This window comes from Gottfriedia sp. NPDC057991, assembly GCF_042886615.1.
GTDB lineage: Bacteria > Bacillota > Bacilli > Bacillales > Bacillaceae_G > Gottfriedia.
Genome location: NZ_JBHVQN010000001.1, coordinates 1,157,932 through 1,173,700, shown reverse-complemented (window position 1 = coordinate 1,173,700; position 15,769 = coordinate 1,157,932). Strand labels below are relative to the sequence as shown.

Sequence of the window (15,769 nt, the reverse complement as noted above, 5' to 3'; positions counted from 1 at the left end):
AACTTGACTTTTGAGACAGCCCCTTCGTTTATTCTTAAATAAAGATATCTAAAATTAATGTAAGTCCAAACGCTACAAACGATAGAAGCGTTTCCATTACTGTCCATGTTTTGAATGTTTCTTTGACTGTTAATCCTAGGTATTCTTTTACTAACCAGAACCCTGCATCATTTACATGTGAAAACATTAGTGAACCTGCGCCAGTCGCAATAACAAGTAATTCTAAGTTTACACCAGTCATATGTGCCACTACTGGAGAAACAATTCCAGCTGCTGTTGTTAAAGCAACCGTAGCTGAACCAGTAGCTATTCTTATTAACCCTGCTACCAAGAATGCAAGCACGATCGGTGATAGTGACATTTGTTCAGCCATTGTTGCAATGGCAGTACCTACACCGCTTTCAATTAGAATTTGCTTAAATGCTCCACCTGCACCAATGATTAAAATAATTGAAGCTAAAGGTGTTAAACATTCATCAGTTAATTTTTTTATTAACGTTTTGTCCATTCCTTGGCGATACCCTAATAAATAATAAGCTGCAAAACAAGAGATTAATAGAGCAATTACAGGGCTACCGATTAAAATTAAGAATTTTGCAATTGCACTTGGTAGAGATAAGTATGGTGTAATTACCGTTAACACCATTAGTAAAACTGGTAGTAAGATGATGAAAAATGATACACCTGTACTTGGTAAAGCATTTGACTTCGTTTCAACTCGAATTAATTCTGGTTCACCAATTGGTGTTACACGTTTGTGAATCCATTTTGAAAAGATCGGACCTGCAATGATTGCAGTTGGAAAAGCAATAATTAATGAATAAAGTAGTACTCGTCCTAGGTTTGCATTATAAATACCAATCGCTGTCATCGCACCAGGATGTGGTGGCACTAAACCATGTACAATCGATAAACCAGCAAGTACTGGGATACCAATTAATAGAATATTTGAATTGGTAGATTTACGAATTGATATAACAAGAGGTAACAAGATTACTAGACCGACCTCGAAAAATACTGGAATTCCAATAATAAAACCTGAAAGCAACATTGCCCATGGTAGGTTTTTCACGCCGAATTTTTTTATAAAGAAATCAGCTACTTGCATACCTGCTCCAGAATCTGACATCATTTTTCCTAAAATCGTTCCTAAAGCTAAAATCCCAACAAGATGACCGAGAACGGCGCCTACCCCTGTTTCATAAGCAGTTACAATTTTATCCATTGATACGCCAGAAAAAACGGCTAGGAAAAGGCCAGCTACAGATAAACTAATAAATGCATGCCATTTCCACCACGAAACTCCTAAAATAACGATAACGATTGCTACTAATGTAATTCCAATCAAATATAAATCCATTATGCACTCTCTCCCTTAGTAATCGCTTACATTTTATAAAATGAAGATTCATTACTGCGCTGAATCATTGTAGGTTACAACGTAATTTTGTTTGGCCGTATTATAGTAACCTTCGCTGATTTCTAAAACATTTCCATCTTCATCACTAGAACGACGTATTCTTTTTAATGTGGTTGTGCCTTTTTCTAAATTTAAAATCTCACAAACATGATCCGGAGCAATCGCTACTGCAAATTCATCTCGGAAAGATTCTAATCGAATATTATTTTCTTCTAAGAAACGGTATAGGGAACTGATCTGTATATCTTCTATTTCTTCTTCGGCTACTTCAATTGAAATAAAGTGTGTAAAGTGAATATACGGTTCATTTTCTAGTAAATAAATTCGCTCAATTTGGACATATTTATCACCAAATACAGAATAAGGGATAGAATCCGCTATTATTTCCGGCTTTTTTATACTCAGTACTTTTTTAGTAATATGATGTCCTTCCTCAACTAAAATTTCTGTAAATCGTTTCCCTTTTGAAAGTTTTGCGCTCGTTACATTCGCAATAACCTTTGTTCCTTTACCACTTTTCTTTTCTAAGTATCCTTCTTGAACAAGTTCTTTTATGGCATTTCTAATCGTAATTTTACTAACACTAAACTCTTCTTCTAATTGAGGTTCAGAGGGAATATTTGTGTGAATTGGATAAACTCCATGTAAAATTCGATCCTTTATCATCTCTTTAATTTGTAAATACAACGGTCCTTTTTTACGATTCACACTCATTCCCTTACCTCTCCTTTTTTAGCGCTTAATATCATCAATTGTTCCAGCCAAAGCTGATAAAATTTCTGCCTCAGTTGACATCGGAGTATCTCCAACGATCGTACATGCTAACATACCTGCTGTTTGTGCAAAATGAACGGTTTTTTCTGGTGAAAACTCAGTTAACACACCATGTAGTATACCGCTAGTATAAGCATCTCCAGCACCAATTCGATCGTATACGGAAAAAGAAGTATTTTCCGAAAAGTGAAATTCACCATTAGTAAATAGATATCCACGTAATGAATGTGAATTGTCACTATTAATTGCTCTGTGTGTTCCTGCAACAGTTTGTATGTTATATTGTTTTGCAACTTTAGGAATCAGGTCTTTCAGTTGTGCTTCCCTAGAAGTTCCTTCTGTCTCCATTCCTAAAACATACATCGCATCTTTCTCATTCATCATGACGATATCAGCTAATGCTAGCATATCTTCATAATGAGGTTTTGCTTTACTATATCCTTCCTCCCATAAAGAAGGTCGGTAATTACAATCGAAACAAACTAATCCACCATTTTCTTTTACTTTTTTCGCAAGAATTTTCATTGTTTCTTTTGTATCATCTGTCATCGCTAGTGTAATCCCACAAAAGTGGATAACATCTGCTTGTTTTGCAATTAGATCAAGATCATAATCCATATAAGATGCCGTATTAAAGCTACTTTCTAAACGATTAGTATATGTCACACGACTAGAGCGCTGTCCAAAACCATTTTCTAAAAAATACAGTCCAAGATATTTTCCGCCTCTAGTAATATAATTTCGATTAATTCCTAATCGTTGCAAGAAAGCAATCGCAGCATCTCCTAATGGATTGTTCGGCAATTTTGTAACTAGATAGCCATCATGACCAAGCTTAGTCATCGCGGACGCAACGTTTACACCAGTTCCTGAGAAAGAATATTGTAATGCGTTTGCTTGTGCCAGTAGTTCATACCCTGGCACTTGCAAACGCATCATTACTTCTCCGAAAGCAACAATTTGTTTACGCATATTTTTCAACCAAACTTTTAGTGATTGCTAATAATCTTCTTACATCTTCAGGATTAGTTTTTCCAGTTTCTTCATTAATAATTGAAGAATATACGTGTGGGATAATTTTAGGTACTTTTTCTTCCAATGCAATTTCTAAAATCTCTTCAAAATTCTCTAAATCAATACCACCAGTAGGCTCTAAAGCAAAACCTTCTTCACCACATGCTTTTGCTACAGCACGAAACTCTTCAACGTGTTTTAATCCTTTCATTGGGAAGTATTTTAATGCATTTCCACCCATGTCACGAACTAACGCAATTGCAGATTTGATTGGTACAATCGCTGTTTCGCTAGCAGCACTTACAGGTCCAGTAGAAATATTTACATAGCCTACTTTTCCAGTTGGAGATACTAGAGAATTGATCCAACTATCTTTTTCACCTAAGTTAGCGCGTGTTGCACCTACTGCAGGAAATACTTGATTGATATGACTTCCTGGATAATGTTTAGCGATTTCTGCTACAACTGCCGCTTGTTTGTTATCACCAGCACCAAGACCAATCGATACTGCTTCATCAATAGCTGCACCGTATTCTTTCATTGCTGTAACAGCAGCCTCTACAGTTGGGTAATCTTTTGAAAGAACTCCTACTAATACATGACCTTCTGCAGCTTCAAAAACTTCAACTGCATTTTCAATACTATTTGCTAAAACATTTAATGCTACGCGGTTGTTATAAAAACGTTTTTCAATATTTGTCATTGTTCAGTTCCTCCTAATATTGCTCTAACTTGAGCTTCAATTACGTAAATATCATCTGATTGTAGTGGTCGTGGATCAATATCGAAAAAGCCTTGACGAACTCCGTAATCACGAGTATAGATCGCAATATTACCATTCTTTAATTGATCATTTACAACCTTCGCTGTCGTTTTCGTTACAACAGGATCAATTTGGATTCGAGCTCTAAAAATAGCTCGTCCCGCTTCATCTTGTACAATCGTTACTTTTATACCATCGATTGACTCTAGTGATTTCAAAACTTCTAAACTAGCTTTTTCATTTTCACTATTGTCTTTCTTGACAAAATATTCATCCAAAGCTTGCAACAGGCCAAAAGTGGTTTCTTTACCAACTTTCATACTTCTACCGATACAATGTAATTGTACTTTTAACCATTCGATATATTTTTTTCTGCCGGCAACAATACCTGAAGTAGGTCCTTCAATCGCTTTCGAACCGCTATATATTGCTAAATCTGAGACTTTGACATATTTTTGTAAATCTTCTTCAGCGGCAGCATCAATAATTAATGGTACATTATTTGCTTGAGCTATTTCCCAAGCTTCTTCAACTGATATCATATTTTTTTGAACAGCATGATGAGATTTCACATATAAAATTGCAGCTGTTTTTTCATTAATCGCATCTGCAATATGCTCAACTTTCCCCTCATTTGCATAACCAACTTCTACTAATTTACCTCCACCAAGGAAAATCATTGTTTCTACTGGAGCGCCATACTGAACGTTATGACCCTTTAGCATAATGATTTCATTTTTTTGAATTGGTTCTTGGTGTAATCTTTCGCTTTTACGTCTGTTTCCTTCAGTCACAATTGCCGCTACTGAAAGGGCAATTCCACTTGAAGCTGAGTTAACAACTACAGCCGCCTCTGATTGAAGTAGACCCGCAATATGATTTCCAGCCTTATCAACTAAGTCCGAAATTTCAACGTAACTTTGACCACCAATTTTCATCGCTTCCATGACAGTGTCCGTTGGGGCAGAAACACCTAATATACTCATCCTACCGCTTGCATTAATAACTCTTTTCAATCCATATTTAGCATTCAATGTGTTCTCCATTGATAACCACTCCTTTTACTACGATTTTTTGTTCAGCTTTACGCTCGTCTCCTTCAGAATCTAGTAAGGATGTCACTTCATCTTCAACAGTAAATAAAGTGAGGTTCGCAAGATCTCCTACCGAAATTCTTCCAAGTTCTGGTTTATTAAGCCACTTAGCCGCATTAACAGTAACAGCATCAATAATCTCTTCTAGTGAATAACCTAAGTATAAAAATTTTGATAAAACATGAGACATACTATAAACTGGGCCATTCAATCGATTTTTTCGATAAATATCAGTACTAATCGTATTGAATTTAATTCCATGTTCTTTAGCTTGAAAAGCCGTTTTGAACGAAAAACTTGCATTTCCGTGCCCAACATCTAAATGAACACCTCGATTAATTGCCTCTAGAAATTTTGGAAGAGGTCTTCCCATCTCATCAAATAAGTTATTTGCTTTACCATTTAAGTAATGCGTAATTATATCTTTATTTTCAAGTAAGTCTAGAACATCATTAATATCTGGCGGTCCTGAACCAATATGAACCATAAGTGGTAAGCCGGTTTCGTTTGAAAACTTACGAGCTATTTCTAGAGGTTCTACACCATTTTCACCTACTACACTTTTACTAATCCTTGCCTTCAGTCCGATGATAAAATCTTTATGTTCTGCAATTGTATTTTTGAGTTGATCCTCGTCTAACCAAGACAAATCAGATAACTCGTCAATTCGTTTTAAGCCAATTCGTGAAATATTTAAAAATGCGAAAACATTTGTTTTTGACTTTTTACAGCTACTTACCAATTTGGACATATTATCAGCGCCAGTGCTACCTGCATCAACAATTGTAGTAACACCTGTTTTATAACCAATCTCGTCGACTTCATCACCATATGGCTCAAATTCTGCATATGCATGGACATGCAGATCAATCCAACCACTAGAAACAAATACATTGTGCTTGTAATCTACTTTTTGCTCACCATTACCAGTTCCAGCAACTACAATGTCTATAATCTTTTTATTTTCTACTATGATATCAACAGAACTTCCGTCTATCATTTTTACATTCTGTAGTACGAAATGATCCTTCATTTCCCCTCATCCTTTTCAGTAAATCATCTAAATTGATTAATGTATTCGTTTACATCTTCTTGTTTATTATTCCAATGTAGAATAACATCTAATTTCTCATTAGTCAATATAACGTTATAATGTTTAATTTTTTTTTATCATATTCCCATAAACCTATTACGAATAAAAGGCGTCAGATGATTCTAATCGTGTCTTACATCCTACTTTAAATTTACCTTTTAAATTTTTTTATTATACAAAAAAAGCTTGTAAACATGGAGGAAACTCCAATTGTCTACAAGCTAAATGGAAAGTGAACTTACCGCATACGTTGTCATAAGCAGTAAATATTATTCTTTTAGTTTACAATTAATTCTTTCTTAAATACTTTTTGTGCTTTTGTGTTTTCGAAACCAATCTTTTTATAAAAAATAAGTGTCTCTAATCTAGTTTCATTTGTTCGTACTCTTATTTCTTTAAATCCCAATAATTCTGACCATTCTTCGCATCTTTCCACTAGAAACTTACCAATTTTTTGCCCCCTATATGTACTGTCAACAATCAACCCACCAATTTCAACATAGGGTGGAGACTCAACCAAATATCGTCCGTGGGCATGAATCCATCCAATAAGTTTACCTTCAATTTCTGCTACAAATACAACATGATCTTTCTGATTTACTATTTTATTTAATCTTTCAATGACTTGATTTTTTTCGACATTGTAACCCAATTGACCTGATAATCTAGCAATTTCTGAACTATCAGTTGTTGAGGCAATTCTATATCTAATATCCATACTACACCTCACATTTAAACTTGTTTTTACAAATTGTTACTTGTACTTCATTTACTAAGGAATGTTCTGATTGAATAATAATACTATTAATTGCCAATTTAAAAAAAGAGTAGAATGATTCAAATTCGCCTACTCTTTACTTTTTTAATTAACATTTAGAGTTTTATCCTTTTGACGTTTAATATTTAGCAATTACATTTCCTTTTTCATCATACGCTGTTCCAGACATTTCCCAATCTTGATACACTGTCGTTTCATTCTCAAAGAATGACTTATCCGGATATCCAATGAACATATTATTTTTTACTGGTATATCCACTTCAATCTTTTCATTAGGGTATTTAATATTTTTGTATATTACTGTTACTTTTGCTATTTTTTTATCTGTTTTTAAAGCTCCCCATATTACATTTCCTATATTTTCAATATTAATTGACCGAATTAAGAATGGAATCCCTGCTTCCGAATCAAAAGTAACTCCATCTTCGTATTTTGTTGAATAGTTGAACTTACCATTTTTTTTCTGAAAAGTACTAAATACATACTGCTTATCCTTTATACCTTCTGTAAAAATCAAAGTTTGTTTCTTGTTTTCTACATATCCGATTTTAACTGTATCGTTATTTTTATGTTTTGATTGGACCGCTTCATTCAAAGTATTAAACGAACAACCTGTAAGTAGTATAACTGTGCTTATAAACAACAATAGACATCTCACTTTATCCTTCTCCCTTATACACCCTGAATATAAGTACTATTTCACTAATTATTTCTCCTGCAAATTATATTTGCATGTACTACAAATAATACATTGCGTTAGCTTAATAAGAGTTATTTATGAAGTTGTGCTAAGGAAAAGCTTTGTGCTGCAACTAAAATAATAATTACCGATAAGACAAAGAATACAATTGACCAACTTTTCTTTTTTAAAATAAATTGCTCGATCCCCGATAAAAACATTGTTGCCGCAAGAGTTATTCCTATAAGTCCCGAATAGAAAAAATTAACTGAATATGATTTTAATGAAAATATAAAAAATACTATGTATGGAATTCCCAGTATTGTCTGAGTAATTGCGATAGGCTTTACTCTATTCTTAAAAAAACGATCACTTAATTTAACATTAATCTCCCTCTCATGACTTTTTTGGATAAAAAATTTACATAAAAATAAACCCCCATACCCGATACTTTAAAAATCGCCAGTAGTTGCAAAAAAGGCATATTTAATCCTCCATCCAATCAATTATTGTAAGGATCATAACAAAGGGTTCATTGACAAAATCAATAAGATGATACCTATGAATAATGAAAGATAACCTATGATTCTTGGTATTACAACCGCTATAGTATTAATTCCTCCAAGAATAAGAGTCAGTGACATCATTGGAAAAAAAATTGGATTTTTAGTGTTAGTTATTAGGTTAATTATGTACATCACCAATACAACTATTGCGAGTAATAGATTAATATATGCTAATGTTTTTCTTGATATCAAAACTCTTCCTCCTAATCGGTGTTTACTACTTTCTTTATTTATAACAAGACAGTAAGTATTTTTGATTTGGGGGAATTTCACCTTTTTATATTTAGAAAGTCCTTGTACAAAATTATCCTGCCATTTACTTTAATAAAAAAACTGCAATTAAGCAGGTTGTGATCTTAAACTAAAGCATTGCAACTGTTGCTAAAGATTGTAAATACTTATTTATTTAAAAAGAAAAATTCTTCGTCAATTGATTTTCCATACTTTTAATTTCATCTTCTAAATTGAAACTATTATTTTAGGAATATTTATTCATTATCAGATTGTGCTGAAACCAAAATGCTTAGTCCTCTTTTTTCTCCATAGTCCCACATTTTTACCCAAGGATAAGTTTTTTCTGGTAAAAAGAAAGAACGCTCTTCTAGAGGTTTTATTACACTTATATCACATTTTATGCCATTAAGTTCAGTAGCAGGATGAATGCTTACTTCTCTACCTGTATCATTATAAAATTTGAATTTCATTGATTTCACTCCTTACTAATGAAACGATCTACTACATCGAATTAAACAATTTATTATATCATTCCTTATGTAACAATAATGCTATTTAGTTCATCAAGAATAGCAACAATCAAAAAAACCTATCCAATTGGATAGGTTCAAAATTTTAATTTATGCCTAAAGACATCTTAATGGAATCAATTGTTTTTCCATTATACTCTTTAACAGCAGTAGGAGTATCTAATAAATAATCATTCTCTTTTAAATAATTAGCTTCTAGTAATTTGAAATCCAACGAGTCTACTTTACCATCAAAATTAATATCAGCATTGCGGTTATTTGTTCCCCAATTTTGTTCAAGAAGTATTACATCATAAATATCAATTACATTATCTTTATTAAGATCTCCAGCATTTTCTCTTACAGTTGGATAAGTAATATTTTCACCTATAAAAACATCTCGATTATTTCGGCCAATTTCCATTGGTGTGTATGTGGTAAAATGACCTGGAACATCTATGATGACAGTATATAATTGTTCTGTAATTGGAAGTTTATTGAATACGATGTTTCCACTTTTTTGAATTTCACCATTATAAATTTGACCTTTGGAGTCTTTCGCTTTTGCTTGTGCACCTATTGTTGTGTAGTCGATCGCAAAATTAAAACTACCATTTGCATTTAACAATCCAGCAGCGTTGATTTTTGCTGTTGCAGTTGAAAAGGCTGGATAGCTCGGTAAATAACCGACCTGAGTATATGGGTTTACAGTTTTACCATTAAGATCTTTATAACTGGATGAATTGATATAGAAAAATGTAGTATTAGGATTAACAAATTCATTTACGTTCGTTTCTACTTGTATATCAAATAAAGGTAGATCCCCTCTTAAACCATCTCCTGGTGCTTTAATATTAATTGTATTTGATTTGCTAGTAGTTCCTGTTGCTGTAGCGGTAAATTGAGTATCATCGGATAAAGCTTTATTTTTATTAATTACGACTGAATTAAAAAATCTTGATGTGTAATCAAATTTAAGTGTAAGATCCTTTGCATTTTGCAAACCGTGAGCATAGAACGTATAAGTTAATTGATCACCCATTGTAAAGGATTCTTTATTTGGTTTGGCATAAATATATTGTGCCCCTGGTTTCATATAGTACACGACTTTTGCCATCGTTGAATTACCAGCTCTGTCCGACGCTACAAATTGGAGCATATTGACTGGATTTGATGAATCAACAGATATTTCTTTCGTAAACTTGCCATTTGCATCAGCAGCAATACCAATGGCCGGAGAGTTAGGACCATACCAGGCATTATTATTTGCTTGAGTTACAATCATCCCGCTATTTTCCATTTCCTTTGCTTCATCATCTACAATACTACCAGATAAGGTAACTGTTTTTTGTCCAGGTGCTAATTCAACAAATGGCAGATCCCCTTTAGGTATTGCGTTTGTGTCATCTAGTGTGAATGTTGGACGGCTATTATCGATATATACTTGGTCTGTCTTTGTATACTGTTTACCGTCTAAATTTGTACCAATAACTTTCATTTTGTATAATCCTGTTCTTGCTAGGATCGATGTGTAGCCAACCGGTTTCTTCGCATTACCAGTAAATGGAAAATACCTACCTGTAAAGGCTTTTTGAATATAGAGATCCTTATCAACTCCTGCACTTGAAACATTAATCGTACCGATTAATCCTAAATCTTTATTTGTTTTTGAATCTACTAAAATAAAATCTAATGTTTTCATAGGTGAATTTAATTTAAAATCTAAATCAGACGCCTTAACACTATAAGGTGCATTTTCACGTGTTGTAGAGATGCTCGGAGAATGAACTTTGAAATATTCAAAGCCTTCTTCTACTAAACGGAAGCCAAATGGAATTTGATAATGATCATCTGGATCTTTTTCATTCACAACATGAATATAACCTTCATATGTTCCTTTACTAGCAGTTGTTGGTATAGTAAGTGTTGCAGGAATCATCTCCTGGCTATTCTTTTTCATTTTTAAGTCATTAGGTACTGTTATTTTAACACCGTTTGCTTTAGCATCCAAAGAACCACGAGTGCCGACATTATACTCTACAGAAATATTATATTTTTGCATTTTATCAGTATGATTTGTGATTAATATATTTGTAGTTTTCGAAATACCATTATTGTCAACTGGTATAAAACCATAGCTAAGTCCACCAGTTTGCTCATCAATATTTACTTTTTCATTATTTTTAATAAACGGCGTTGTATCCTGAACTCCTAGTTCGATGCGTGAATAAATCGCTTCATAAGGATCTACTCTTCCTGCTCCAACTTCAAACACACTGTATTTGCTTCTTAAAGGATCAGCTGTATTCATTAATACAGTTTTTATATCTGCAGGAGTATAATCAGGATGAGCTTGTAAAAGTAATGCAGCAATCCCAGTTACATGTGGTGTTGCCATTGACGTACCAGACATACGTAAATATGCGGATGAATAATCTGTTGCGTTATTTTTATTATTGATATATGCAGGAACAGTTGATAAAACATCTACACCCGGAGCTGTAACTTCAGGTTTAATATCATATAGCGTTCCCGATGGACCTCTAGAGCTAAAGCTAGCTAAATCATCACCAGGAATTTCAGACACACCAGTTTTCCCTAGTGTTACTGAAGGAGTTCCCTTGCTAAATAAATCCTTTACCGCCAAGGCGTCTTTATTCGTCATTGAAAATACTGGTATATTATCATTACTTTCTCCCAAATAATACGGAATTTGTCCTTCTGTTGCATTATTGTTGTAAATAATTATCCCAATAGCTCCATTTTGTTTTGCATAGTTCATTTTATCAACAAGTGCATACGTACCACGTGCAACGAATGCAATTTTACCTTGAACATTTTTTCCTGAATAATCTGCTGATCCACCTTCTCCAACATTTACAATCTCAAAAGTTTTTCCAGACAAATTAGTAAAATCATCTGTCCATTTTTTAGTCATCAATTGTAAAGTACTATCCGTACTTTGACCGTTTACTAAAAATTTACTTCCGAAAGTAGTAACTTTAGTAGGAACAGAGCTCGCACCAACTGTTAAAGCAAGTGCTGCTGCACCTGGAGAGCCTAATGTGTACATACTATCTCCAGAGTTTCCTGCTGCAACGACAGCTGTAACACCATTTAAAACGGCATTATCAATCGCTAAGCTTGTTGCTTCTAACGGATCGTTTATTGAGGCTCCTAGCGAAAGATTAATTACATTCATTCCATCGGCAACCGAACGGTCAATACCTGCAATTACTGCAGAATTCGAACCCGAACCATAAGGACCCAATACGCGGTATACATATAAATCTGAATCAGGCGCTACTCCAGTTACTTTATACTCAGAATTATTTTTTCCCCGACCAGCAATCGTTCCAGAAACATGCGTCCCGTGTTCAGTATAATATGCGCTTCCATTAACAAATTCAGCTTTTTTAGAGGCTTTCCATTGATCGTATGTAGTTTCCATCGGATCATTATCATTATCTACGAAATCATAGCCACCTTTGTATGCATTTTTCAAATCGGGATGGTTATAATCAATACCCGTATCGATTACGCCAATCTTAATATTTTTACCTGTAAAACCTTCCTCATGCAATTTATCAATCTTTAAAAATGGTAAACTATCAACCTTTGTTTGTTCCTTTTCTACTGGTTCAACAGGTGGCTTAATTTGTATTGTTGAATCACTATACACCGCTTTAACTGTATCCAAATCTAACAAATCTTTAATTTGATTTGCTGGAAGTGTCAATGAAACCCCGTTAAACGCATTCTGGTATGTATATTTAATTTGAACTTCTTCATTACTTGATTTCTCTTTATTTCCTAATTTTTCTTCTAATTCTTGTTTAAAGTGAGCATGAGACTTAGTTACATTTTCTTTCGCCTTTTCTAATGAAATTGACTCCCCTTCTACAGCCTTCTCTAACTGTGCTACTTTAGCTGGGAGCTCTTTAAATTCAACAATTACAGAAACATCTTTTTCACTTGATAAATCGATGTCATCTGATAATTGCAAACCTGTTTTTGATTCAGCAAGATCTAATTGATTCAAAGCTTCCCTTTGTTCCGGTGTAAGTGATTGAAGAATGCTTTCTACTTCATTTGAGTTCGCATAAGCCGGCTTTTTAATCATCATAGTCGATCCCAAAATTGTACTGCTAGCTAAAACAAGTACAGATGTGGTTTGAAAAAATTTACTACTTAACCCCTTCATTAAATAACCTCCAACTTTTTCTAAAATGAAAGAATGCAAAATAAGACAAATATGTAATTTTTCAGAAAAATCACTTAACTTAGATTATAGCGAGAGTTTTTCTTTAAAAGTATTGGGGGAATATTCAATAAATGGGAACTTTATAAAACAAATTAAATGTCGGTTTAAGTAAAACCGAGTAAAAAGTTAGGGGATTTTATTTATACAAATATAGATTTATGTAATTTGATGTAAAATTCCCAAAAATAATTTGGGGGAATTTCACTATCTTTGCCTTATATAATTGTTCTAACTAAATTTTTAATTTAAAATTTTTAATTATTTGTAGAATATAAGCGGGAACAGGGCATGGGCGAAGTGAGTGGTATCTCAACAATTGCTTTAATACGGAAATAACCAAAATTCGATTTAGCTGTTAATAATATAAAAAAAGAGTTTCCCAAATAAAACATTTGAGACAACTCTTTCATCATTATTAAACCTTTATCACCAATATTTTTCCATCAAAGCATTTGACCATTCTGCTTGTTTGATCTCCCCTTTAGGAAGAAATTCTTTCATAATTGGTTTGATATCAATGATTGGTGTGCCATCGACTGCATCTAACCCTTTAACTGTAAGACTACGGCCACTGTGATTTAAAAGTTCTACTGTTGTTAAACCTAATTTATTGGGCCGGTTTTTACCCCTTTGAGCAAAAATTCCAACCTTTGGATAATGAATATTATTTCTAGGATGTCTAGCATTGCATTGAATCATATCATCAGTCACTTTATCGAAATAAAAAATAATCTCTAAATGTGAAAAATCACTTATGCCACTTAATGCTTCTTCATTAAACTCCTCTACTAACTCGATTTCAGAGATAATTGAACCCCAGTGATCGTCTTCAATTTCTTTTCTTGAATTTTTAACAAAAGCAATCGGATTAATTGTATATGGCATCATTTAATCTCCTACCTTATTGTATTTTGTCTATATTATACAGAATTTTTTGTTAGCTTTTATAATTTTAAAAAAAGTATGCAATATATCCACATACTTTTTCATGAATCATTTTTAATTTCTAGCTTTCATTTTTAATGGTGCATTGATCATCATTGGAAATGTTAATAATTGAAGTACTATTCCTAACAATCCAATAAAAGTAAAGAAATTGATTGCTTTAATATTTATAATCCAAGTAAAAAGGTCTGAACTAATTCCATTTATGGATAAAAAAGTTACTAAAATACTTAGTAGAACTAGTGCAATTAAAAAATAGAGGATTCCCAATCTTCTAATTAATACCGCAATAAAAGAAGAAAGTCCGAGTATCATAAAACCAACCATTAGGTCGACCCAATAATACGTAAAGAAATGATATTCTGATGAGACTAATTCAGCAGGATGGTAAAAGTGAAAACTATTTATTCCTTTGTCTAATAATATATTCATAATGTAATAAAGTATATTTAAGAAAGTTATACTTGTTATAACCATTAAGTCTGACATCACAATATAAGATTTTAAAAACTGTCTTCTTGTACTACCTAATCCAATTGCAACTTGGAATGGAATGACCAATCCTGCAACCGCGAATGTACTAATCCCCCCATAAATCGGTCCAAACAAAGCTGCACTACTTTGTAAAGGGATTTTAAAAATTATACTAACGAATACATAAACAACTGATAACAACAAAGTAATTAAAGAAAATATTTTGAAATACCATTTCAATTCATCAAAAACTAGTTGATAAGTGCCTCTTATCGAGTTCATCTTTTCACCTCTTTATTTTTTGTTTTATTTATTAAATAGTCTTGTAAAGTTGCTTTTTCAATTGTAAGATGGTGATCTTCAGCGATTTTTTTCCATTTATTTGTAAATAATTCATCGATCATTACTTTTTTTGTCGAACTGATTTTGGAGGATTCAAGTATGGGAATATTTTTAGTTACATGTTCTATTGAATCTATATTTCCAGAAAGAATAATTCCTTTCTCTCGCATTACTTCCATTTGTTCATGAAATAGTACCTTTCCATCATTTACGACAACGATCGTTTCACATAATGGTTGAATTTCTTCGATATGATGTGTTGAAAGTAAAATGAGTCTCGGATTTTCTTCATAACTTTCCATTAATGCATCGTAAAACTGTTTTCTTTTAACTGCATCTAACCCATTAGTTGGCTCATCGAGAATTGTTATTTTTGCGTTGCTAGCTAATCCTAAAATAATTTGCACTGCCGTTTTCATTCCTTTTGAAAACTTAGTGATTTTTTTATTCTTTGGTAATTCAAAAACTTGAACTAAATGTTCTGCAAATTGTTGATCCCAATTAGGATGAAAGTACCTTCCGTATTTTAACAAATCATCTATTCTCCAATTATGACCAAATGGATGATTTTCTTGGATATAACAAATATTCTCTAGTACATTTAAATTATTATAAGGTTCTTCTCCTAAGACTTTGATTGAACCTTCGTTTGGTTTATAATGGCCCGCAACTAAACTCATCAAAGTTGTTTTTCCTGCACCATTTCTTCCCCATAATGCAATAATACTCGGTTCTGTTTCAATTAAATTGAAATCCGTTAAAACTGGTGTATGTTTATAGCCATATGTTAAATTTTTAATTTCGATCAATTTGTACCCCT

The 15,769-nt window shown here is 33.0% G+C and carries 13 protein-coding genes; all 13 read right to left on the bottom strand.

Annotation, left to right across the window (positions count from 1 at the left end):
• Positions 1–34 precede the first annotated feature (34 nt).
• The gene (locus tag ACFVR2_RS05950) at positions 35–1,360 is read right to left on the bottom strand and encodes a GntT/GntP/DsdX family permease (RefSeq protein ID WP_335414790.1); all 1,326 of its coding nucleotides are present in this window, start codon (positions 1,358–1,360) and stop codon (positions 35–37) included.
• A 51-nt stretch (positions 1,361–1,411) separates the two neighbouring features.
• Entirely contained in the window at positions 1,412–2,134 is a 723-nt protein-coding gene (locus ACFVR2_RS05945) for a GntR family transcriptional regulator (protein WP_387359750.1), read from the bottom strand.
• 18 nt (positions 2,135–2,152) lie between these two features.
• The gene (locus tag ACFVR2_RS05940) at positions 2,153–3,166 is read right to left on the bottom strand and encodes a sugar kinase (RefSeq protein ID WP_387359748.1); all 1,014 of its coding nucleotides are present in this window, start codon (positions 3,164–3,166) and stop codon (positions 2,153–2,155) included.
• The gene (dagF, locus tag ACFVR2_RS05935; protein ID WP_387359746.1) at positions 3,159–3,911 is read right to left on the bottom strand and encodes a 2-dehydro-3-deoxy-phosphogluconate aldolase; all 753 of its coding nucleotides are present in this window, start codon (positions 3,909–3,911) and stop codon (positions 3,159–3,161) included. The genes ACFVR2_RS05940 and dagF overlap by 8 nt, the downstream gene beginning before the upstream one ends.
• The gene (locus ACFVR2_RS05930) at positions 3,908–5,017 is read right to left on the bottom strand and encodes a DgaE family pyridoxal phosphate-dependent ammonia lyase (RefSeq protein ID WP_387359744.1); all 1,110 of its coding nucleotides are present in this window, start codon (positions 5,015–5,017) and stop codon (positions 3,908–3,910) included. Before ACFVR2_RS05930 ends, dagF begins: the two co-directional genes overlap by 4 nt.
• The gene (locus ACFVR2_RS05925; protein WP_387359742.1) at positions 4,995–6,098 is read right to left on the bottom strand and encodes an amidohydrolase/deacetylase family metallohydrolase; all 1,104 of its coding nucleotides are present in this window, start codon (positions 6,096–6,098) and stop codon (positions 4,995–4,997) included. Before ACFVR2_RS05925 ends, ACFVR2_RS05930 begins: the two co-directional genes overlap by 23 nt.
• A gap of 337 nt (positions 6,099–6,435) precedes the next feature.
• The gene (locus tag ACFVR2_RS05920; protein ID WP_387359740.1) at positions 6,436–6,876 is read right to left on the bottom strand and encodes a GNAT family N-acetyltransferase; all 441 of its coding nucleotides are present in this window, start codon (positions 6,874–6,876) and stop codon (positions 6,436–6,438) included.
• Between the two features lie 178 nt (positions 6,877–7,054).
• Positions 7,055–7,594, bottom strand: a complete 540-nt coding sequence (locus tag ACFVR2_RS05915) for a hypothetical protein (protein WP_387359738.1) — start codon at positions 7,592–7,594, stop codon at positions 7,055–7,057.
• A 1,075-nt stretch (positions 7,595–8,669) separates the two neighbouring features.
• Positions 8,670–8,885, bottom strand: coding sequence for a hypothetical protein (locus ACFVR2_RS05910; protein WP_387359736.1), 216 nt, complete (start codon positions 8,883–8,885; stop codon positions 8,670–8,672).
• Between the two features lie 145 nt (positions 8,886–9,030).
• Positions 9,031–13,128 (bottom strand): S8 family serine peptidase, encoded by a 4,098-nt coding sequence (locus ACFVR2_RS05905; protein WP_387359734.1) that lies wholly within the window; start codon positions 13,126–13,128, stop codon positions 9,031–9,033.
• 486 nt (positions 13,129–13,614) lie between these two features.
• Entirely contained in the window at positions 13,615–14,073 is a 459-nt protein-coding gene (gene tsaA / locus ACFVR2_RS05900) for a tRNA (N6-threonylcarbamoyladenosine(37)-N6)-methyltransferase TrmO (protein ID WP_387359732.1), read from the bottom strand.
• Positions 14,074–14,187: 114 nt separating this feature from the next.
• Positions 14,188–14,889 carry a hypothetical protein gene (locus ACFVR2_RS05895; RefSeq protein ID WP_387359730.1) on the bottom strand — a complete coding sequence of 234 codons (702 nt, stop codon included), beginning with the start codon at positions 14,887–14,889 and terminating at the stop codon, positions 14,188–14,190.
• The gene (locus tag ACFVR2_RS05890; protein WP_387359728.1) at positions 14,886–15,758 is read right to left on the bottom strand and encodes an ATP-binding cassette domain-containing protein; all 873 of its coding nucleotides are present in this window, start codon (positions 15,756–15,758) and stop codon (positions 14,886–14,888) included. The genes ACFVR2_RS05895 and ACFVR2_RS05890 overlap by 4 nt, the downstream gene beginning before the upstream one ends.
• Between the last annotated feature and the right edge of the window lie 11 nt (positions 15,759–15,769).

What these genes read in the sequence shown, in the direction of transcription:
- tsaA (WP_387359732.1), bottom strand. Translation starts at nt 14,073, where the DNA reads ATGCCATATACAATTAATCCGATTGCTTTTGTTAAAAATTCAAGAAAA.
- ACFVR2_RS05945 (WP_387359750.1), bottom strand. Translation starts at nt 2,134, where the DNA reads ATGAGTGTGAATCGTAAAAAAGGACCGTTGTATTTACAAATTAAAGAG.
- ACFVR2_RS05895 (WP_387359730.1), bottom strand. Translation starts at nt 14,889, where the DNA reads ATGAACTCGATAAGAGGCACTTATCAACTAGTTTTTGATGAATTGAAA.
- ACFVR2_RS05910 (WP_387359736.1), bottom strand. Translation starts at nt 8,885, where the DNA reads ATGAAATTCAAATTTTATAATGATACAGGTAGAGAAGTAAGCATTCAT.
- ACFVR2_RS05950 (WP_335414790.1), bottom strand. Translation starts at nt 1,360, where the DNA reads ATGGATTTATATTTGATTGGAATTACATTAGTAGCAATCGTTATCGTT.
- ACFVR2_RS05925 (WP_387359742.1), bottom strand. Translation starts at nt 6,098, where the DNA reads ATGAAGGATCATTTCGTACTACAGAATGTAAAAATGATAGACGGAAGT.
- dagF (WP_387359746.1), bottom strand. Translation starts at nt 3,911, where the DNA reads ATGACAAATATTGAAAAACGTTTTTATAACAACCGCGTAGCATTAAAT.
- ACFVR2_RS05905 (WP_387359734.1), bottom strand. Translation starts at nt 13,128, where the DNA reads ATGAAGGGGTTAAGTAGTAAATTTTTTCAAACCACATCTGTACTTGTT.
- ACFVR2_RS05930 (WP_387359744.1), bottom strand. Translation starts at nt 5,017, where the DNA reads ATGGAGAACACATTGAATGCTAAATATGGATTGAAAAGAGTTATTAAT.
- ACFVR2_RS05940 (WP_387359748.1), bottom strand. Translation starts at nt 3,166, where the DNA reads ATGCGTAAACAAATTGTTGCTTTCGGAGAAGTAATGATGCGTTTGCAA.
- ACFVR2_RS05920 (WP_387359740.1), bottom strand. Translation starts at nt 6,876, where the DNA reads ATGGATATTAGATATAGAATTGCCTCAACAACTGATAGTTCAGAAATT.